Origin of the sequence: Nocardia higoensis (assembly GCF_015477835.1) — a bacterium.
GTDB classification, from domain to species: Bacteria; Actinomycetota; Actinomycetes; order Mycobacteriales; family Mycobacteriaceae; genus Nocardia; species Nocardia higoensis_A.
On the sequence record NZ_JADLQN010000001.1, the window covers coordinates 164,400 to 184,659 of the forward strand.

Below are 20,260 nucleotides of genomic sequence, written 5' to 3' on the forward strand. Positions count from 1 at the left end.
GGTCACCCGGACGAGGGTCAGCCGGTGACCATGTCCGTCCTGTTCCAGATGGCGCGCATGCTGGTGATCCGTCCCTGCTCGTCGAAGGTCATGACGTCGATCGGCTCCACGGTGATCGGGCCGCTCGGCAACGTCGAGGTGACCCGGAAGTGGAAGGCCGCCGTGTCGCCGGAGACCCGCAGCGTCAGCAGTTCCATCGTGGTGTCCACGCCGTCGAGGCCGCTGTAGAAGGCAGCGATGGCGTCGCGGCCCACGCGTACCTCGGTGCCGACCGGGTCCTCGAGGGTGGCGTCCTCGGCGTAGAGCGCGGCGATCTCCGCGGCGGTGCCGGTGCTGACGCGGTGAGCGTATTCGGTGACAGTGGAGGTGATCTGCTCGACGGAGGGCATCGCAGTTCCTTTCTCGACGGCGCGCGTCGCCGTCGCACCAGCCTAGGGAAGCAGACGGCTACCCCGCAGAGCGCGCTTCGTTCCGTTGTGCGGGATGCGGCCTGGCCGCATCGGTGTGTGCCAGATCACCGTGTTCGCATGACAGCGGATATTCCTGATGTGGTGGCGGCCGATGCGGTGACCGACTGGTCGGACGAGGTCGACGTGGTCGTGATCGGCGCGGGCATCGCCGGGTGCTGCGCCGCGGCGGAGGCGGCGGCGCAGGGCGCGCGGGTGCTGGTCCTGGAGCGCGCGGCGGTGGCGGGCGGCACGTCGGCGATGGCGGGCGGGCACTTCTATCTCGGTGGCGGCACCCCGGTACAGACCGCCACCGGGCACACCGACTCGGCCGAAGAGATGGCGAAGTATCTGACCGCGGTGTCGCCGCACCCCGATGCGGAGAAGATCCGGGACTACTGCGCCGACAGCGTCGAGCACTTCCACTGGCTGGAAGGGCTGGGTTTCGAGTTCGAGCGCAGCTTCTATCCGGAGAAGGCGGTGATCCAGCCGGGCACCGAGGGCCTGATGTTCACCGGCAACGAGAACGTCTGGCCGTTCCGGGAGCTGGCGGTGCCCGCACCGCGCGGACACAAGGTCCCGGTCGCCGGTGACACCGGCGGTGCGGCGCTGGTCACGAACCTGCTCGTGCAGCGGCTCGACCGGCTCGGTGCCGAGATCCGGTATGAGACCGGCGCCACGCAGTTGGTGTGCGACGAGACCGGCGTTGTGGTGGGGGTCCGCTGGAAGCGGCCACCGGAGCAGGGCGCGATCCGCGCGGGCGCGGTCGTCGTCGCGGCGGGCGGTTTCGTGATGAATCCGGAGATGGTGCGGACGTTCGTGCCCGCGCTGGCCGAGAAGCCCTACACGCTGGGCTCGAGCTACGACGACGGGCTCGGCATCCGGCTCGGCATGTCGGCGGGCGGGGAGGTCGAGCACATGGATCAGTGCTTCGTCACCGCACCGATCTATCCGCCGTCGCGGCACCTGACCGGAATCGTGGTCAACGCGCTCGGGCGGCGGTTCGTCGCCGAGGATTCCTACCACGCTCGCACCGCGGGATTCGTGCTCGAGCAGCCCGGCGCGCGCGCCTACCTGATCCTGGACGAGGCACACCTGGAGAAGCGCGACTTCCAGCTGGTGCCGTTCATCGACGGCTGGGAGACCGTGACCGAGATGGAGGAAGCGCTGGCCATGCCGCCCGGCAGCCTGCAGGAGACGCTGGCACGGTACAACGCGCACGCGGCGGACAGGCTGGACCCGGACTTCCGCAAGCAGCCGCAGTATCTGGAGCCGCAGGACCGGGGGCCGTGGGCGGCGTTCGACCTCTCGCTGGGCGCGGCGTCCTATGCCGGGTTCACGCTGGGGGGACTGCGCACCACCGTCGACGGTCAGGTGATCCGCGCCGACGGGTCGGTCGTGGCCGGGCTCTACGCGGCCGGGGCGTGCGCACCGAGCCTGGCCCAGGACGGCAAGGGATACGCCAGCGGGACTCAACTCGGCTCCGGCTCCTACTTCGGCCGTCGGGCCGGGCGACACGCGGGCGTGCGAACCCGAACCTCTGCCGAGACACAGTGAAATGCGTTCCACCTGCCGGGCGGGCAACCGGCCCACCCCGGCGGGGGCTCCCGCTGAATGGGAGAGCACCGTCCGGCGAGTGAGCCGGGCCCTATCGTCCTCACATGCCAAGTCCCTGTGACCCAGTTCACGCGTGAGTATTCGCCCCACGCGAACCCGCCTCCGCGGCAAGCGGAGCCGGGCGACATCGGTCACCGTTTCCCGGAAGGTCCACACCATGACCAATCCCGTCGACACCGTCGCTGCCGCCGTCACCGCCGCCGGCGCCACGACTTTCGAGGCCCGCAAGGTCTCGAGCGGCTACTCCTGGCCGGAGTGCCCGCGGTGGCACGAGGGCGCCTTCTGGTTCTCGGACATGTACACCGGAACCCTGAAGAAGCTCGACGCGGACGGCAACGCCGCCGTCGTCGTCGACGCGACCGGCCGTGGCGCGGACACCGATGTCCCGATCGTGCTCGGTGGGTTCGGCTGGCTGCCCGACGGCCGCCTGATCGTGGTGTCCATGCACGAGAAGCTGGTCCTCGTGCACGGTGGCGGCGCGCCCGACGACCTGTCGGTGTACGCGGACATCTCGCAGTACTGTTCGGCCGCCGCCAACGACATGGTGGTCGACGCCGACGGCCGCGCCTACATCACCCAGCTCGGCTTCGACCTGTTCAAGGGCGAGGAGCCGATCCCGTCGCCGCTGATCGTGGTCGAGCCGGACGGCGCCGTCGGTACCCCGGAGAAGGTCGGTCCACTGATGTGCGCCAACGGGATCGCGATCAGCGCCGACGGGACCAAGGTCTACACCGCCGAGGTCATGGCCTTCAAGATCACCGTGATCGACCGCGCTCCCGACGGCACCCTGTCGAACCCCCGCGAATTCGCCACCTGCCCCTTCATGCCCGACGGCATCGGCCTCGACGCCGACGGCGGCGTCTGGGCGGCGATGCCCGGCGGCGGCTACGTCGCGCGCTTCACCGAACAGGGCATCACCGATGCCGTGGCGTTGCCGCTGGAGAACGGCATCGCCTCGGCCTGCATGCTCGGCGGCCCGGACCGCAGCACCCTCTACATGACCGTCGGGTTCGAGGTCTTCGACTTCGAGAAGTCGGCCCGCGAGGCGCTGGGCGGCATCTGGGTGGCCGACGTGGCGCACCGCGGCGGCGACACCCGCCCCTGACCGGTCCGAGACGACAGAAATTCGAGGAAAAGACGATGGCAACAATGGATTTCAGCGATCGCGTCGTGATCGTCACCGGCGCGGGCCGGGGCATCGGACGGGCGCACGCCCTGCTGCTGGCCTCGCGCGGCGCCTCCGTCGTGGTGGGCGATCTCGGATCGAGCATCGACGGCTCCGGCGTGGAGGGTGATGATCCGGCCGCCGACGTGGTCGCCGAGATCACCGCCGCGGGCGGAAAGGCTGTGGCCTGCGACGGCGATGTGTCGACCGAGGAGGGTGCCCGCGCCCTGGTCGACGCGGCCGTCTCCGCCTTCGGCGGACTCACCGGTGTGCTGAACAACGCGGGCATCGTCCGCGCGGCCCCGTTCGACCAAGTGCCCGACGAGGAGTATCAGCGTCATCTCGACGTCCACTACTTCGGCACGCTTCGGGTGTGCCGGGCGGCGTGGCCGCATCTGCTGAAGGCGCAGGCTCCGCGCGTCGTGAACACGATTTCCCAGGCGATGCTGGGTAATCCGGGGATGTCGCACTACGGCGGCTCCAAGGGCGCGGTGTTCGGCCTGACCCGCAACCTCGCCCTCGAGGGTCTGGCGGCAGGGGTCAAGGTGAACGCGATCGCGCCCGGCGCGGGCACCCGCATGGCCGAGGCCGCGGCCGACACGCTCTCGCCCGAGATCATGGAGTACATGCGCACGGCGCTGCTGCCCGAGCACGTCGCCCCGGTGGCGGCCTATCTGCTGCATCCTTCCTGCGAGGTCACCGGTGAGGTGTTCAACGTGGCGGGCGGCATCGTCAACCGGCTGGCGCTGGTCAACACCGTCGGCATCCACGATCCCGGCCTGACCGTCGAGACCGTCGCCGAACAGTTCGAGCAGATCATGGCGATCACCCCCGAGGCCCTCCCACAGCTGGTCGCTCCGGCCCAGATGCCGGTCTCCTGAATTCATTGTCGAACAGTCACGACTGGAGTCTGTCCATGAGCACAACCGAGACGGCCGTCCCCACCGACTACCCGTTCGCGCCGGTGCCCCCGGCCGACGCGGTGGCCCGCTACCGCGCGATCGCCGCCGAGCGGCCGATGACGAAGATGACGATGCCCTTCGGCGGGGACGTCTGGGTCATCCACCGCAACGCGGCGGCGCGAGAGATGCTGAGCGACGGCCGATTCGTCCGCGAGCCGTTCCGCACCGGCGAGCGGGTGGTCCCCTACTTCGTCGAGTTCCCGGACTTCCTGAAGAGCACGCTGCAGTTCGAGGATCCGCCGCATCACACGAAGTTGCGCAAGCTGGTGCAGCGCTCGATCTCGCCGAAGCGGGTCAAGGCGATGCGCGATTCGGCGGTGGAGTTCGCCAATCATCTGATCGACGAGATGATCGCCAAGGGTGCGCCGACGAACCTGGTGCACGACTACGCGGTCGCGCTGCCGATCCAGATGCTGGCCAACCTGCTCGGCGTGCCGCCGCAGGACCGGCCCAAGTTCCAGAAGTGGAGCTCTTCCACACTGGCGGTGGCCAACATGCCCGAGGAAGAAGTCGTCGCGAACATGACCGAGTTGGTCGTGTACATGATGGCCCTCATCGAGGAGCGGCGGAAGAACCCGCGCGAGGACCTGCTCAGCGACCTGGCCAATGCCCGCGACAAGGACGACAGCCTCACCGACGGCGAGATCCTCCCGATCGCGCTGGTGCTGATCATCGGCGGATTCGACAACACCGCGAACTTCCTCTGCGCCGGTGTGCTCTCGCTGCTGCGCAATCCCGATCAGCTCGAGCTCTTCCTGCAGGACCCGGACGCGCTGGCGCCGACCGCGGTGGAGGAGATTCTGCGGCACGGGCGAATGGCGTTGGGGGACAAGATCGCCGGCGGCGGCGGGCTCGTTCCCTTCGTGGCCACCGAGGACGTGGAACTGGACGGCCGGCTGGTCGCCCGCGGCGAGGCCGTGCTCGTCGACCCCGCCGCGGTCAACCACGACGGAGTGGCCGTGGAGCACGACGAGGTCTTCGACATCCGGCGCAGCAACAATCCGCACCTCACCTTGAGCTACGGCCTGCACCACTGCCTGGGCGCGCCGCTGGCCCGCATGGAGATGCAGGTGGGCCTGGCCGAGCTGTTCAAGCGGCTGCCGGGGCTGAAGCTCGACGGGGAAGCCGTCGTGGACATGGACAACCTCACCCAGCCGATCGTCGATCTGCCGGTCGGTTGGTAGGAGCAGCGATGCCGAAAGTGTTCTACACCCAGCCAGATGGTGTGGTGAAGGTCGTCGACGGCGCCGTCGGTGATTCGGTCATGTCGACCGCTGTGAAGAACGGCGTGAACGGCATCGTGGGCCAGTGCGGTGGCACGCTGTCGTGCGCGACCTGTCACGTCTACCTCGACCACAAAGAGCTGGCACTCTTCCCGGAGCCCAGCGAGGACGAGGACGACATGCTGGACTGCACCGCGTCGGACAGGGAGGACAACTCACGCCTGTCCTGCCAACTCACCCTGTCGGACGGGACCGACCTGCACGTCACCATCCCCGACGAGCAGGTCTGAGGCGATGGTGTTCTCGGAGAACAACTCCGGCGCCGAGGCGCCACCACCGCGCAGCATCGCGGTGGTCGGCGCCTCGCACGCCGCCGTGCATCTCGCCGACCGACTCCGGTCCGAGGGGTACCGGGGCGAGATCACGCTGATCTCGCAGGAACCGCACCTGCCGTATCAGCGGCCGCCGCTGTCGAAGGCCTGGTTGAAGGGCGCCGCGACCGAGGAATCGGTACTGCTGCGCGAGCCCGCCTACTATGCCGACCAGCGGATCGAACTGCTCACCGGAACCAGGGTCGAGCACGTCGAGCGCACCGACGACGGTGTCGTGGTGCGGTTCTCAGGCGAGGACGGTGCGTCGTCGCGGCGGTTCGACCGGCTGGTGCTGGCGACCGGAGCGCGGGCCCGCCGCCCGGCACTGCCCGGCTCCGAGCACCCCGACGTGCTCGTGCTGCGTGATCTCGACCATGCCCGGTCACTGGCCGAGCGGGTGCAGGCCGGGCCGATCGTGGTGATCGGCGGCGGCTTCATCGGTCTGGAGGTGGCTGCGACGGCCAGGGCGCTCGGTGCGCAGGTGACTGTCGTCGAGGCAGGCGAGCGGCTGCTCGGCCGCGCGGTCGGGGAGCCGACGGCGCACACCCTGCTCACCGCGCATCGGGCGATGGCTACCGACGTCGTGCTGGGCGCGATGCCCACCGAGATCGTGCACGACGAGACCGGCGTACGCGGGGTCCGGCTCGCCGACGGACGCGAAATCCCCGCCGCCACCGTCCTTTTGGGCGTCGGCGCCGAGCCGCGAACCGAACTGGCCGAGCAACTCGGCGTGGAGTGCGACGGCGGCGTCGTCGTCGACGAGCGCTGCCTGGCCTCCGACAGCTGGACCCTCGCCATCGGCGACTGCACGGTGCACGTCTCCTCCGCGGGCGGACGGTACCGGTTGGAGTCGGTGGACAATGCCGTCGAACAGGCGAATGCGGCGGCGGCTGTCCTGCTGGGCAAGCCTCTGCCGCAACGTCCCACCCCATGGTTCTGGTCGGATCAAGGCGACCAGAAGTTGCAGATCGTGGGATTGATGGGCGGGCACACCTCGGTGCTGCTGCGGATCGATCCGGACAAGCCGCGGCGGCGAGTGGCGTTGTACTTCGCCGACGATGTGCTGATCGCCGCCGAATGCCTCAACTCGCCGGCCGATTTCCTCGCTCTGCGTACGGCCTTCGGCCGGGGCAGGCGCCCGGGGCCCGACGAGCTGTCCGATGTCACGGTCCCGCTGAAGAAGCTGCTGCTGACATCGGTGGCGAGCTGACCCTCACAGCACGCGCCGCGGCCCCCGGAGCAGATGCTCCGGGGGCCGCACCGCGTTTCGGGCGGGGTATCAGGCGTGGAGCCGGAAGCGCGCCGCCACCAGGGCGCCGACCTCGGCCATCGCGGCACGGGCGCGGGCGAGCGCGGCGGTCTGCATGAGGAAGCCGTGGCCCACGCCCGGATAGCGCAGCTGCGCGGTGGGGACACCCGCGTCCCGGAGACGGTCGCCGTAGGCCTCGACGGCGTCGCGCAGCGGGTCGCCGTAGCCGACGGCGAGGATCGCCGGGGGCAGGTCCGCGAGCGAATCCGCACGTGCCGGAACGCCGTAGGCGTCGTCGGTGGTCGGGTCCTCACCGAGGTAGAGACTCTTCATCCAGTCGATGTCCGCGGCGGTGAGGAAGGGGGAGTCGCCGAACTCGCGCATGGAGGGTCGGTCGGTGCGCCGTTCGATGCCGGGGTAGAACAGCACCTGCTGGGCGATGGCGGGCCCGCCCAGATCGCGGCTGCGCAGGGCGGTCGCGGTCGCCAGGCCGCCGCCGGCGCTGTCGCCGCCGACGCCGATACGGGTAGTGCCGACGCCCCACTCGGCGGCGTTCTCATGCACCCAGCACAGTGCCGCGTACGCCTCGTCGTTGGCGACGGGATAGCGGTGCTCGGGGGCGAGCCGGTACTCGATGTTGAACACCACGGCCCCGGTGGCCTCGGCGATGTCGCGGGCGAGCCGGTCGAAGGAGGCCAGCGAGCCCATGATCATGCCCCCACCGTGGAACCACACCAGGGCGGGAGCGTCGGTCTCCGGAGCGGCGTGCGGGCGGTAGACGCGCAGCGGGATCGGGCCGTGCGGACCGTCGATCGTCGCGTCACGCACCGCCGCCATCGCCGGGCCAGGTGGGCGAACGACCGATTCGAGCGCGCGGCGGGCCGCCTCGACCCCGACGGTGCGGGCGGGGGCGGTCCCGTTGCTCTCGATCCGCGCGATGAGCGCGGTGACGTCGGGGTCCCAGGCGAAGCGGTACGGGGGATGCCTGGTCGGAACGGTCAATGGTCTACTCCTCGGGTACGGCGGGATCCCCCGGGCGGGCGGCGCCCGTGCGCGTGCCGCGCAGCATGATCCCGGTGCTTGTCTCCCCGCCTCGGCGGTGCTCGTCCATCAACGCGACGAGCCGCTCGTTGTCGTGACGGGCGAGCGCTTCGATCATCTGGTCGTGTTCGGACACCACGCGCTCGCGGGCGGCCGGGTCGTAGAGGTAGGCGGCGTGATACGGCATGGCCAGCGTCCACAGCCGCCTGACCTCGGCGACCACCAGGTTCAGCGGCGATCGCTCGAAGATCGCGAAATGGAAGGCGTTGTTGTGCAATCGCATGGCGAGCACGTCGCCCTCCTCGGCCGCGCGGGCCACCCGGTCGCCGAGGGCACTCACCTCGGCGAGAGCCGCCTCGGAGAACGTCGGCAGCGACCGGAGCAGCTCCGGTTCGAGCGCGGCGCGCATGAGGTAGATCTGGTCGAAATCGCTCTGCTGCAGGCGGGCCACGGTGTAGCCGACATTGTGCTCGTGCTGGACCAGGCCCTCGGCGGTGAGGTGGCGCAACGCTTCCCGGATCGGCAGCCGGCTGACGCCGAGCCGCTCGGCCATCAGCACCTGCCGGATCGGCTGGCCGGGCAGCAGCTCGCCGCTGACGATCAGCCGCTCGAGTTCCGCCACGACCCGGCCGGTGGCCCGGCCGACGTCGCGGGCACTGTCGGCGGGCACGGGGCTTCCGGTTCGTTCGCTCACGGATTTCCGAAGATACCAGCCGCGCGCAGGTCGGCGATCCGCTCGGCGCTGTATCCCATCGCGGTCAGCACGGCGGTGGTGTCGGCGCCGTGCGGCACCGCCGGGCGCGGCGTGCGGTGCGGCGAGCGGCTCAGCGCGATCGGGACGCCGACGCCGCGATAGGCCTCGGTCTCGAGGAACAGCCCGCGATGGCGCGTCTGCGCGGACTGCAGCGCCTCGTCGACGGTGTTCACCGGGCTGGCGGGCACTCCGGCGCGCTCGAGGCGCAGCGCCAGGTCCGCGCGGGACCAGCAGGCGATCCGCTCGCCCAGAATCGCGACGAGTTCCTCGCGGTGGGCGTGGCGATCTCCGTTGCTGCGGAAGCGGGGGTCGTCGGCGAGTTCGGGCACCCCGAGCGTCGTGGTCAGGGCCAGGAACTGCCGGTTGTTGGCCGCGCTGACGAAGAAGTCGCCGTCGGCGGCCCGGAAGACCTGGTACGGCACCACGGTCGGATGGAAGTCGCCGGTGCGGCGGGGAACCTCGCCACCGACGATCCAGTTGGCCGCGTGCGGATGCAGCAGCGAGATGACCGCGTCGAGCAGCGCCATGTCGACCAGTTGGCCCCGTCCACTGCGCTCACGGTCCAGCAGCGCCAGCAGGATGCCGTTGACCGCGAGATTCGCGGTGACGATGTCGACGATCGGCACCCCGACCCGCAGCGGATTGCCGTCGGGATAGCCGTTGACGCTCATCAGCCCGCCGAAGGATTGCAGGACCGCGTCGTAGCCGGGCAGCCCGCCCATCGGGCCGTCCACGCCGAACCCGGTGATCCGGCAGTAGATCAAGCGCGGATGCCGCTGCGAGAGCACGGTGTCGAAGTCGAAACCCCAGCGCGCCATCGTGCCCGCCTTGAAGTTCTCGATGACGACATCGGCTCCGGCGATCAGCTGCCCGAGGATCTCGCGGCCCTCGTCGGTGCGCAAGTCGAGGGCGATGTTGTCCTTGCTGTGGTTGAGACTGGCGTAATAGGCGCTGCTGGCGCCCTCGTCCACGAACGGCGGGCCCCAGCCACGGGTCTCGTCACCGCCGGGCCCTTCCACCTTGACGACCTCCGCGCCCTGGTCGGCCAGCATCTGGGCAGTATAGGGGCCGGCCAGTACGCGGCTGAGGTCCAGCACCCGCAGTCCGGTCAGCACGCCGTTGCCGGTCGCGGTGTCGGCGGCGCGCCAGGCGGCGCGGCCGTCGATCCCCGTCGCGTCGGCTGTCTCGGCGGCGGATGGTGTGGTGACGCTCATCAGGAATTCCCTTCTGCGGCAACGGGCGCATCGACTCCGGTGACGAGATCCCAGACGTCGGCGCCCTCATCCAGGATCTGCCCGGCCAGTGCCCGCGACCAGAACCGCTCCGAGCCCCAGCGGTCCCGCCAGCTCCACAGCGCCGCGGTGGAGCGCCCGAGGCTGTGCTCGGAGGTGAACCCGATCGCGCCGTGGATCTGGTGGCCCGCGGCGGCCACTTCACGCGCCGACGCGGAGGTCACCACCTTCGCGGCGGCGATCGCGGTGCGCCGGGCTCTCGACCGGTCGTCCGCGTCCTGGATCGCGGCTTCGGTGGCCGTCTCCATCACGGCGGTGCGGGCGGCGATCCCGGCGAGCCGCTGCTGAACGGCCTGGAACTTGGCGAGCGGACGCCCGAACTGGACCCGCTCGGCGGCGTAGCGCAGCGTCCGATCGCGGACCGCGCCCGCCGCGGCGGTCAGGGCCACGGCGTAGGCCAGCGCGCCGCGCTCCGCGAGTTCGGTTGTGGTGACAGGTGATTCGTATACCCGGACCGGGGTGGCGTCGAAATGGTAGTCGTCCAGCGCGGCGCCGAGCAGGTCGGCGCCGCGCTGCACGGTGATTCCGGGCGCGTCGGTCGCGACGATCCCGATCGAGGGCCGTTCGTCCGCTCCGGATACGGGCAGCACGACCACCAGAAATTCGGCGTCGGCCCCGTGCACGACGCCGGTGACTGTGCCGTCGACCACCGTGCCGTCACCGGTGTCGCGGACGGTGCACCCGGCACCGGCGACGACCAGGGTGGCGGGCCCGCTCGCCGGGCTGCCGGTGCACTCGGCAACGAGGCGGCCGGCCAGCACCGTGTGTTCGAGCAGCATCGTGACGGCGGCCTGCCCGGTGACGGCGTGCAGCACCGACAGCGCGTCGGCCGTGCTGCCGCCGCTGCCGCCATGCTCCTCCGGGATCCCGATCTCGGTGAAGCCGGCCTCGGTGAGCGCCGACCAGAGCGCGGCGTCGGGCCCGGCGGCGGGGGTGGTGGTGTCGATCCCGACGCGCTCGGCCATCGCGGCGACCGCGTCGAGCAGTTCGGTGTTCCAGTTCGTCATCGCAAACCCATTCCGCGCGCGACGATTCCGCGCAAGATCTCGTTCGTGCCGCCGCGCAGGGTGAACGCCGGGGTGTGCAGCACACCGGTCGCGAGCAGCCGGGCGAACGGGTCGCCGCCCGCGCGGCGCGGCTCGATCTCCGTGCAGGCGCGAATGGCCTCGACCACATCGCCCTCGAAGGTGGAGCCGAGGTCTTTCACCATTGCCGCGAGCACGTCGGGCTTGCGGCCCGCGGCGAGCTCGGTGGTGACCGCCAGCGACATCCGGCGCAGCGCCCACGCGTGCGCGGTCAGCGAGCCGAGGGTGGCTCGCTGTTCGGGGGTGGCGCCGGTGCGGCGAAGCTGCTCGGCCCAGGCGCGAAGCAGCGGCATGGTCGACAGGTAGCGCTCGGGGCCCGAGCGCTCGAAGGCCAGCTCGTTCATCACCTGAGCCCAGCCCTCGCCGCGCCGGCCGAGCAGGGCGTCGGCGCCGACGTGCGCGTCGTGGAAGACCACCTCGTTGAAGTGTGTACCGCCGTCGATGCTGCGCAGTGGGCGCACCTCGATATCCGGGTGGGACAGGTCGACCACGAACTGTGACAGCCCGGTGTGCCGGTCGCCAGGGCCGCCATCGGTGCGGGCCAGCAGGACCATGGCGTGCGCCACGTGCGCGCCGGTGGTCCACACCTTGGTGCCGGTGATCGTCCACGAACCGTCGTCGCGCGCCGCGGCTTTGGTGCGTACTGCGGCGAGGTCGGAGCCCGCGTCGGGTTCGCTCATCCCGATCGCGAAGAACAGCTCGCCCGCCGCGATGCCGGGCAGGTAGCGCTGCTTCTGCTCCTCGCTGCCGTTGGCGAGGATGCCCGGCGCCATCTGGCGGTCGGCCACCCAGTGCGCGGCCACCGGCGCGCCGTGGGCGAGCAGTTCCTCGGACACCACGAAGCGTTCGAGCAGGGAGCGCTCGTGCCCGCCGTAGCGTTTCGGCATCGTCATGCCGAGCCAGCCGCGTGCGCCCAGGCGCGCGCTGAACGCGGGGTCGAATCCGCTCATCCAGTTGTCCGGCGCGGGGGAGAAGGAACCGGCGTCGAGTTCGGAGCGCAGGAAGGCGCGCACCTCCTCGCGGAGCTGTCCGAGCCCGGCCTCATCTGTCACGGGAACGCTCCGGGGCACGGTGGTGCGGGCGGTCATCGCCCCGGCCCCCGCGACGACCACGAACCCTCGCCCTTGCGCGACATCGACCACATCTGCACCCCGCGTTCGATCTCCAGGGCCGAGGACCAGCTCACCGCGGGCGGGCCGAGTTCGAGCCGGGCACTGTTCATCAGCCGCCGGGTGAGTTCGGGATCGGCGGCCGCCGGTGCGGTGAGCTCGGCGATGCGCGCGTCGAGCTCGGGCTCGGCGACGGCGAGGTGCGCCAGACCCCGGGTGACGGCCTCGGCGCCGTTCAGCGACAGGCCGCAGGCGGCCAACGCGATGGTGTTCGACCAGCCGACCGCGCGGCCGAGCAGCGCCAGGTGACCGCCGCCGGGATGGATACCGCGCGCGAGGAATCCGCTCTCGAGCCGCGTCTCGGGGGTGACAACCATCAGGTCGGTGGCAAGGGCGAGGTTGAGCCCCGCGCCCACCGCGCCGCCGACCACCCGGGAGATGGTCGGGACCGGCAGCGTGCCCACCCGGACGAAAGCGCCGTAGACCGCGGAGGTGCGGCGCACCGCTTCGGGGGAGGCGGGGTCGGCCGAGGAACTCGCCAGGTCCCTGGTGTCGGCGCCGCTGCAGAAATACGAGCCGGCCGCGCGCACCACAACGGCGCCGATGCCGGGGTCGGTCTCCACCCACTCGCAGAAATCGCCGATGAGGGCGGCCATCTCCAGGGTGATCGCGTTCTTGCGGCGCGGATTGTTCAGTGTCAACTGCGCGACACCGTCGGTGAAGTCGGTCAGGACCGGCGTCTCGGACGGGGCGCCGACCGTGTTGTCAGGCGTCATGGCGCCACCGTAGCAGATTGGATCCAAAATAAAATCCAATGATGATTGACAATCCGACCCTGTACCTCGGAGAGTGTGCGGAGGCAGGACGCCACCCCTGCTCTTCGGTGGCGGAATCGACGAAAGGCGGAACTCGTGTTCGAGTTGGACGGACGGATCGCGCTGGTCACCGGTGCGGGCCAGAGCGTGGGGGAGGGCATCGCGACGGTGCTCGCGCGTCAGGGGGCGACGGTCGTGGTGAACGATCTGTTCGCCGACCGCGCGCAACGGGTGGCCGCCGACATCGTCGCCGAGGGCAACAAAGCCATCGCCCAGGCGTTCGACGTCACGGATTACCAGGCGACGGTCGCCGCGATCCGGTCCGCCGAGGCGGAACTGGGCGGCCACGTGGACATCCTGGTGAACAACGCGGGGGTCGCCGAGGACAGGGTCAGCAAGCCGTTCCGGGAACTGGAACCCGAGCAGTGGCCGCCGTCGATCGATCTCAACATCTACGGCGCGCTGAACTGCATCAAGGCCGTCATCGACGGCATGTGCGACAACGGTTGGGGCCGCGTCGTGCAGATCTCCTCGGGCTCCGCGCGCACCGGCCAGAACATCAATGTCTCGATGTACGCGACCGGCAAGAGCGGCGTCGAGGGATTCATCCGGCACCTCGCCGCGGAGACCGGGCAGTACGGCGTCACCGCGAACATCGTCGCGCTCGGCCTGCAGGCCAACCTGGTGCACAAGATGCCGCCGGAGCAGATCGAACGGCTCGTCGCGGGCATCCCGATCGGCCGGCTCGGCGATCCGATCGAGGTCGGCGCGTTCTGCGCGTACCTGGCCTCGAACGAGGCGGGCGGGATGACGGGGCAGACGCTCGACTTCAACGGCGGGTCCCAGACTCGATGAGCGGCATGCCGACGGCGCCGGTCACCCTCTCGCTCACCGCCATCCGGGTGACCGACCTGGCTCGGTCCGCCGAGTTCTACATCGCCGGATGTGGTTTCGCGAAGGAGCGGGAATTCTCCACCGACGCCTTCGACGCGGTGATCCTGCGGGCGGGGACCGCCGGGGTGGAGCTCATCGCCCCGCACGGCGACACCGCGCCGCCCGACCACGGGACCATGCTCGTGAAGCTGATCCTCAACACCGAGGACGTCGCCGGGCTGCTGGCCGACGCGTGCGCGCGCGGCGGCGTCGAGGAGATGCCCGCCACCGCGCTGCCCGCGTTCGGCCACCGCGTCATCGGCAAGGTTCGCGATCCCGACGGTTATCTGCTCGAGGTCGTCGGCCCCGTCCCGCCGGTCCGCGACCACTGAGCGGGACGGTCGGGGATGACGGCGTCCGATGGCGTTTACCGTGACGCCGTTCACACCCGGACCGGAGAGATGGAGTGCAGTCGACAATGAGCTGGGACAGTACCTGTGACGTTGTAGTGGTGGGCTCGGGCGGCGCCGCGCTGGCGGGAGCTCTCGCGGCGGTGCACCGCGGTCTGACGGTCTGCGTGCTCGAGAAGACCGACCGCTTCGGCGGCACATCGGCGTATTCCGGTGGCAGCGTGTGGCTTCCGGGCAATCACGTGCTGGCCAGGCAGGGCGTCGACGATTCCGTGGAGAAGGGACTCACCTACTTCTCCGCGCTCGTGGGCGAGCGCACCCGGTCCGAGGTGCAGCGCGCCTACCTGGAGACCGGCCCGGTCGTGGCCGATTTCCTGGAGAACGCGATCGGGATTCCGCTCGAGCACCGCCCGTTCCCGGACTACTTCGACGCGCCGGGCCGCAGCGCCGGCGGGCGCAGTATCTTCGCCCGTGCGATCTCGGCGGAGGAGGTCGGTGACCGACTGGGCGACATCCGGCCGATGGTGCCCGCCGACCAGTTCGGCGTGGAGATGGACCGGTCGGTGCTCGACGGCGGGCAGGCGTGGATCGCCCGGATGATCCTCGCCCTCGACGCCGCCGATCGCGCCGAGCTGAAGCTGTCCACGCCGGTCACCGGCCTGGTGCAGGACGAGCAGGGACAGGTTATCGGCGTCGTCGTCACCGAACCCGACGGCATCAGGACACGCATCCGGGCGCGCGCCGGAGTACTGCTGGCCGCGGGCGGCTTCGAGCGGTCGCCGGAGCTGCGCGCGAAGTGGCAGGACATGCCCAGCGCCGATTGGACCTCCTCACACCCCGACACCGGCTCCGGCGACGCGCTCGCACTGGCCGAATCCGTGGGCGCGGCAACGGATCTGCTTGATCAGTCGTGGTGGTGCCCGGCCACCCTGTTCCCCAACGGACACGCCGCGTTCACCCTCGGTGTGCGGGCCGGGATCATCGTCGACGGCACCGGGCAGCGCTTCGCCGACGAGATGCTGCCCTACGACCGGATGGGCCGGGCGATGCGCGAACGGATGCGGCTCGGCCACGGCGAGGCGTTCTGGTTCGTCTTCGACGACCGCTCCGGCGACGACATGCCCGCCATCTGCGTCCCGCCGCCCAGCCGGGCGGAGCTGTCGGCGGCCGGGCTGTGGCACACCGCGGACGACCTTGTCGATCTCGCCGCCGCGATCGGCGTGGATGCCGAGCAGCTCACCGCGACGGTGCACCGGTTCAACGGGTTCTCCGAGCAGGGCAGGGACGAGGATTTCCACCGGGGCGAGGATCCTTTCGGCCGCTTTTTCGTGGGTGCGGCCTCGGCGCAGCCGTGCTTGCTGCCGCTGAACGGAGCCCGCTTCCACGCGGTCCGCTTGGTCCTCGGCGACCTGGGCACCAAGGGCGGCGCGGTGATCGGCCGCGAGGGTGCGGTCGAGCGCGCCGATGGTTCGGTGATTCCCGGCCTCTACGCCGCGGGCAACGCCGCGGCCTCGGTGGCCGGTCCGGTGTATCCCGGCCCTGGTGTGCCGCTGGGCTCCGGCATGGTCATGGCCTACCGTGCAGTCGCCGACATGGCCGACCGGCTCGGCATCGCGGACGCCACCGCCTCCTGACGCCGATGTGGACCGGCGGGCTTCTCGCGCGTCGCGGACGACGGCGATCCGTTTGCCGGTGTCTGTTGCAGGTCGTTCCATGCCTACCCGGGATCCGTCCCGGCTACTCGGGGTCCGTGCCGTAGATCTCCCGGTACTCCTTGGCGAAGGCGCGACGGCCCAGCAGACGCCAGGCCAGGCGCGCCGGAAGCGGCATCTCGGCCAGGAACTTGCGGCGGTCGGCGTCGGACGCGCCCTGCAGGAGGAAGCCGAAGAAGACCAGCTGGCGGTCCTTGGGCATGTGCTCGCGGCCGCGTTCGCCGAGTGCCTGCCATTCCGGGACGGTCAGGACGTTCTCGACCACGGGCAGGACCTGCCGTTCCTCTTCGGTCATGTGCTCGTCGACAGCGGTGGCGAGCGCGCGCAGCGTGACGGCGAGCCGGTCGCGGACCGAAGAGTCAGCGGCCGATGCGAATTCGGCTGATTCGCGGCGGGCGCGCTCGGTCAGTTCGGCGATCCGCTCGTGCTGTTCCTCCATGCGCAGCACCAGGGCCGCGTCGGTGGAGGCGCGCTCGAGCAACAGCGGCCACAGGAGCTCGTCCTCGCCGGTGTGATGTTCGTGCAGGCCGGTGCCCAGCTCGTCCAGGAATGCGACGAGGCGCCGGGCTCGCTGGAGGTCACCGGCCGCGACGCCGGTGACGAGGTCGGGCAGCGCCCGGAAGTGCCTGCGGAAGGAGTTGTGCACGACGACCATGTCGTAGGTGTCGGGGCGGGCGGGTGCGGTGGTGGCGTTCATGCTGCTCCTGTCGGTGTTCGGATATGCGGTGAGCATGCGGCCGGGCGCTTGTAGCCCGCTCGAGACGCACTTGCGAGCTGCCCTCCTAGACTTGGCGGGTCATGGTTCGGATCCAGGTACTCGGTGCGCTGACCGCGGTGGATGAGCGCGGTGAACTCGACCTGGGCGGTCCGCGGCAACGCGGCGTGCTGGCACGGCTGCTGGTCGCGCGGGGCGAGGTGGTCTCGGTCGATCGGCTCATCGACGACCTGTGGCGGGGTGAGCCGCCGCCGCGGGCACTGGGCGCGCTGCAGGCCTACGTCTCCAATCTGCGGCGGCTGCTGGAGCCGCAGCGGCCGCCGCGCGCTCCCGCGACGGTGTTGATCAGCCGCGCTCCCGGGTACGCGGTGCGTCTGAGCGCCGAGGCGGTGGACGCGTGGGCGTTCGGCGCGGACGCGCATGCCGCGGCCGGGCAGCTCGATCCGCGCGAGCGACGGGGCGCCCTGGAGCGGGCGCTGAGCCGCTGGCAGGGACCGGCCTACGCCGCCTACGCGGAGGAGTCGTGGGCGAGCGTCGAGGCGGCGCGGCTCGAGGAGTTGCGGGTGAGCGCGCGGGAACAGCTCGCTGCCGCCCTGCTCGAGTTGGACGAGCCGGCGCAGGCCGCGGCCCAGGCAGAGGTGCTGAGCCGGGAGTATCCGCTGCGGGAGGAAGCGTGGCGGCTCCTGGCGCTGGCGCGGTACCAGGCGGGGCGGCAGGCGGAGGCACTCGCCGCGCTTCGGCAGGCGCGCGAGGTACTCGCCGAGCAACTCGGCATCGATCCCGGACCGGCGCTGGCCCGGTTGGAAGCCGGCATCCTCGCCCAGCGGATTCCGCTGCCCGAGAAGGCCGCCCTTGCCCCGCTGCCGGTGGGCGACCCGTCTCCGAGGGCGCTCCGCGTCGAGCCGGGCACCGAGTTGTTCGGCCGGGACGCGGAACTCACCGCGCTGCTCGGTGTGGCCCAGGGCGGCGGACCGCGGACCGCGACCCTGGTCGGTGAGGCGGGCAGCGGGAAATCGACTGTGCTGCAGTCTGTTCGCGACGCCTTGACGAGGTCCGGGTACCGCGTGGTGCTCGGCCGCTGTCCTGAGGACGACACCGCGCCCTCCGCGTGGCCCTGGGTCGAGATGGTGCGAGCCCTGGCCGGTGAGCACGAACCCGGTGGCTTCGCGACCGCGCTCGCCCCGCTGCTCGCCGACGGCGCGGACGTCCCGCAGGCCGACCGCGCGCACGGCCGTTTCCTGCTGCACCGAGCGGTGTGCGGCTATCTGACCGCGCTCGCCGCCGACCGCCCGCTGGCGATACTGCTCGACGACGCGCACCGCGGCGACGTCGAGACCGCGGCGCTGCTCGCCGCGGTCGCCACCAGCGTGCCCGCGCTGGTCGTGATCGGCTACCGCCCGGACGAGGTGCCGCCCGCGCTGGCCGATGCCCTCACGACCTTGGCGACCACCGTCCGCGCACGGGTTCGGCTGCAGGGGCTCGGCATCGAGGACAGCCGGCGTCTCATCACCGCGCTGACCGGGAGCACACCGGCGACCTCCGTGGTCGAGACGTTGCATGAGCGCACTGGCGGCAATCCCTTCTACCTCATCGAGATCGCGCGCCTGTTGCGAAGCGAGGGCGAGCTGGTCGCCGCCTCCGAAGTCCCGGAGGGTGTGCGGGACGTGCTGCGCCGCAGGCTGTCCCGGCTGCCGGAAACGGCGGTGGCGCTGCTTCGCCTTGCCGCGGTGATCGGCCGGGAGTTCGATCTCGGGGTGCTGGTGCGGGCCGCCGAGATGGGTGAGGACGACGTGCTGGACGCGGTGGAGGCGGGCGTCTTGGCCGGGTTGCTGGACGAGCCCGGCACCGGTCGTGGCCGTTTCACCCACATCCTCGTGCGCGACACACTGCTCGGGGACCTGTCACGGGTCCGCCGTGATCGATGGCATCGGCGCGTGGCCGCCGCGATCGAGGAGATCGATCCGGGCGATCTCGCAGCCCTCGCGCACCACTACGTCGAATCGATGACTCCCTCGACGGCGCGGCGTGCCGCCGAGTACGCGGTGGCCGCCGCCGAACGGGCCGAGCGGCGCTACGCCCACGACGTCGCCGCCCTCGGATACGAACGCGCGGCCGCCGCTTTCGAGCGAGTTCTCGGCGAGGACACCGTCGCGGAGCAGGTGGCGACGTTGTGCCGGGCCGGTCGCAGTCACCTCGCCGGCGGTGCCGGCCTCGCCGCGCGCGCCGCCCGCGATCGCGCCGCGGCACTGGCGGAGGAAGCCGGCCGGACCGACCTGCTGGTGCGAGCATTCACCGCCTGGGACACTCCGACACCGTGGTTGAACCGCTCCTACGGTGTGGTGGAGCACCAAGCGGTCGCTCGGCTGGAGGAGGCGCTGCGATTCCCCGCCCTCACCGCCGCGGACCGATGCCGGTTGCTGGTCACCCTGGTCGACGAGGTCGGCGGCGAGACCGGCGAGCGGGCCGGCCGCGCCGCCGCCGAGGCCGAGGCGATCGCCCGCGAACTCGGGGACGACACCCTGCTCGCTCCGGCGTTGCAGGCCCGGGCCTCGCTCTACGACACACCTGAGCGGAGCCCGCTCGGGGCGGAGCTGATCGAACTCGGGCGACGCAACGACCAGTGCGCCCATGTGCTTCTGGGCCATACCGTCTCGATCCAGGCCGCCGCCTTCGCGGCTGACCTCCCCGCGGCCCGCGAGCATCTCGAAGCGGCCACCGTGCTGGCCGACCGCTACCAGTGGCGGCAAGCGCAGGTGGCCAACGCCATGGCGCGCGGGCTGCTGGCGCTGGCGGCCGGGGATCCGGATGCGGCCGAGCAGCATTATCTCCGTGCTCACGAATCACTGAGGCTCGCAGGGATTTTCAACCCGGACGGCATCCTGGCCATCGCGTTGTTCACGGTGCGGCTGTATCAGGGCCGGGCCGGGGAGTTGGTCGAGATGATCGGTGGACTCGCCGAGAGCGCCACCCAGGCGACCGTGGACGCCGTCGTGGACTTCCAGGTGCTCGCCCTCCTCGCCGGCGGCGACCACGCGGCGGCCGCGCGGGTCCGGCGCCGCGCGCGACCCGTCCGCGACGATCTGTTCCGCTCGCTGTTCCTCACCTTGCGCGGCATGGTGGTCACGGCACTGGGCACACCGGAGGAGGCCGCCGCGCTCTACCAGGATCTGCTTCCCTACCGCGATCGGCTCGGCGGCGCCGACACCGGCTCCTACGCCGTGGGCCCGGTCGACACCGTGCTGGGTGACCTCGCGGCGTTGCGCGGGAAGCCGGACCTGGCCGGCGAGCACTATCAGGCCGCACTGCGCCTCGCGCACCGCTGCGGCAACCCGGTCTGGCTCGCCGCCGCAGGCGCACGGCTCGACCGCTGATCGGTCACTGGTCGCTCACAAGCCGGATCCGGACCGTTGTCCTCGACCGA

18 protein-coding genes are annotated in these 20,260 nt (G+C 71.0%); 10 read left to right on the forward strand and 8 right to left on the reverse strand.

Annotated features, from left to right (window positions below; translation table 11 throughout):
* Positions 1 to 17: 17 nt before the first annotated feature.
* A complete protein-coding gene (locus IU449_RS00685) occupies positions 18 to 389 on the reverse strand; it encodes a nuclear transport factor 2 family protein (RefSeq protein WP_195000037.1) in 372 nt (123 codons plus the stop codon).
* 138 nt (positions 390 to 527) lie between these two features.
* On the opposite strand from IU449_RS00685, the gene IU449_RS00690 reads away from it, so the two are divergent.
* From IU449_RS00690 to IU449_RS00715, 6 genes are all read left to right on the forward strand, one after another.
* Positions 528 to 2,003 (forward strand): FAD-binding protein, encoded by a 1,476-nt coding sequence (locus IU449_RS00690; protein WP_195000038.1) that lies wholly within the window; start codon positions 528 to 530, stop codon positions 2,001 to 2,003.
* A gap of 217 nt (positions 2,004 to 2,220) precedes the next feature.
* On the forward strand, positions 2,221 to 3,168 hold the full coding sequence (locus IU449_RS00695; RefSeq protein WP_195000039.1) for an SMP-30/gluconolactonase/LRE family protein: 948 nt from the start codon (positions 2,221 to 2,223) through the stop codon (positions 3,166 to 3,168).
* A gap of 35 nt (positions 3,169 to 3,203) precedes the next feature.
* A complete protein-coding gene (locus tag IU449_RS00700) occupies positions 3,204 to 4,109 on the forward strand; it encodes an SDR family NAD(P)-dependent oxidoreductase (RefSeq protein ID WP_195000040.1) in 906 nt (301 codons plus the stop codon).
* A 35-nt stretch (positions 4,110 to 4,144) separates the two neighbouring features.
* Entirely contained in the window at positions 4,145 to 5,374 is a 1,230-nt protein-coding gene (locus IU449_RS00705; RefSeq protein WP_195000041.1) for a cytochrome P450, read from the forward strand.
* Positions 5,375 to 5,382: 8 nt separating this feature from the next.
* Positions 5,383 to 5,703, forward strand: a complete 321-nt coding sequence (locus IU449_RS00710) for a 2Fe-2S iron-sulfur cluster-binding protein (RefSeq protein WP_195000042.1) — start codon at positions 5,383 to 5,385, stop codon at positions 5,701 to 5,703.
* A gap of 4 nt (positions 5,704 to 5,707) precedes the next feature.
* Positions 5,708 to 6,994, forward strand: a complete 1,287-nt coding sequence (locus IU449_RS00715; protein ID WP_195000043.1) for an NAD(P)/FAD-dependent oxidoreductase — start codon at positions 5,708 to 5,710, stop codon at positions 6,992 to 6,994.
* Positions 6,995 to 7,063: 69 nt separating this feature from the next.
* On the opposite strand, the gene IU449_RS00720 is transcribed toward IU449_RS00715, so the two are convergent.
* Genes IU449_RS00720 through IU449_RS00745 form a run of 6 tightly spaced genes read right to left on the reverse strand, consistent with a single transcriptional unit; the run spans position 7,064 to position 13,090 of the window.
* Positions 7,064 to 8,035, reverse strand: coding sequence for an alpha/beta hydrolase (locus IU449_RS00720; RefSeq protein WP_195000044.1), 972 nt, complete (start codon positions 8,033 to 8,035; stop codon positions 7,064 to 7,066).
* Between the two features lie 4 nt (positions 8,036 to 8,039).
* Positions 8,040 to 8,768, reverse strand: a complete 729-nt coding sequence (locus IU449_RS00725) for a GntR family transcriptional regulator (RefSeq protein WP_416382091.1) — start codon at positions 8,766 to 8,768, stop codon at positions 8,040 to 8,042.
* On the reverse strand, positions 8,765 to 10,042 hold the full coding sequence (locus IU449_RS00730; RefSeq protein WP_195000045.1) for a CaiB/BaiF CoA transferase family protein: 1,278 nt from the start codon (positions 10,040 to 10,042) through the stop codon (positions 8,765 to 8,767). The genes IU449_RS00725 and IU449_RS00730 overlap by 4 nt, the downstream gene beginning before the upstream one ends.
* Complete coding sequence (locus tag IU449_RS00735; protein WP_195000046.1) at positions 10,042 to 11,127, reverse strand: acyl-CoA dehydrogenase family protein; 1,086 nt, start codon at positions 11,125 to 11,127, stop codon at positions 10,042 to 10,044. Before IU449_RS00735 ends, IU449_RS00730 begins: the two co-directional genes overlap by 1 nt.
* Positions 11,124 to 12,293 carry an acyl-CoA dehydrogenase family protein gene (locus tag IU449_RS00740; protein WP_195002219.1) on the reverse strand — a complete coding sequence of 390 codons (1,170 nt, stop codon included), beginning with the start codon at positions 12,291 to 12,293 and terminating at the stop codon, positions 11,124 to 11,126. Before IU449_RS00740 ends, IU449_RS00735 begins: the two co-directional genes overlap by 4 nt.
* Positions 12,290 to 13,090: an enoyl-CoA hydratase-related protein gene (locus IU449_RS00745; RefSeq protein ID WP_195000047.1), complete on the reverse strand. Its 801-nt coding sequence runs from the start codon at positions 13,088 to 13,090 to the stop codon at positions 12,290 to 12,292. Before IU449_RS00745 ends, IU449_RS00740 begins: the two co-directional genes overlap by 4 nt.
* A 135-nt stretch (positions 13,091 to 13,225) precedes the next feature.
* Here IU449_RS00745 and IU449_RS00750 point away from each other — a divergent pair, with 135 nt between their 5' ends.
* From IU449_RS00750 to IU449_RS00760, 3 genes are all read left to right on the forward strand, one after another.
* Positions 13,226 to 13,984, forward strand: coding sequence for an SDR family NAD(P)-dependent oxidoreductase (locus IU449_RS00750; protein WP_195000048.1), 759 nt, complete (start codon positions 13,226 to 13,228; stop codon positions 13,982 to 13,984).
* A 5-nt stretch (positions 13,985 to 13,989) separates the two neighbouring features.
* Complete coding sequence (locus tag IU449_RS00755; RefSeq protein WP_228803603.1) at positions 13,990 to 14,394, forward strand: VOC family protein; 405 nt, start codon at positions 13,990 to 13,992, stop codon at positions 14,392 to 14,394.
* An 86-nt stretch (positions 14,395 to 14,480) separates the two neighbouring features.
* Positions 14,481 to 16,046, forward strand: a complete 1,566-nt coding sequence (locus tag IU449_RS00760) for an FAD-dependent oxidoreductase (RefSeq protein ID WP_195000050.1) — start codon at positions 14,481 to 14,483, stop codon at positions 16,044 to 16,046.
* 103 nt (positions 16,047 to 16,149) lie between these two features.
* Here the strand turns inward: IU449_RS00760 and IU449_RS00765 are convergent, their stop codons facing one another.
* Complete coding sequence (locus IU449_RS00765) at positions 16,150 to 16,821, reverse strand: hemerythrin domain-containing protein (RefSeq protein ID WP_195000051.1); 672 nt, start codon at positions 16,819 to 16,821, stop codon at positions 16,150 to 16,152.
* 101 nt (positions 16,822 to 16,922) lie between these two features.
* Here IU449_RS00765 and IU449_RS00770 point away from each other — a divergent pair, with 101 nt between their 5' ends.
* Entirely contained in the window at positions 16,923 to 20,210 is a 3,288-nt protein-coding gene (locus IU449_RS00770; protein ID WP_195000052.1) for a BTAD domain-containing putative transcriptional regulator, read from the forward strand.
* The last annotated feature ends 50 nt before the right edge of the window (positions 20,211 to 20,260 follow it).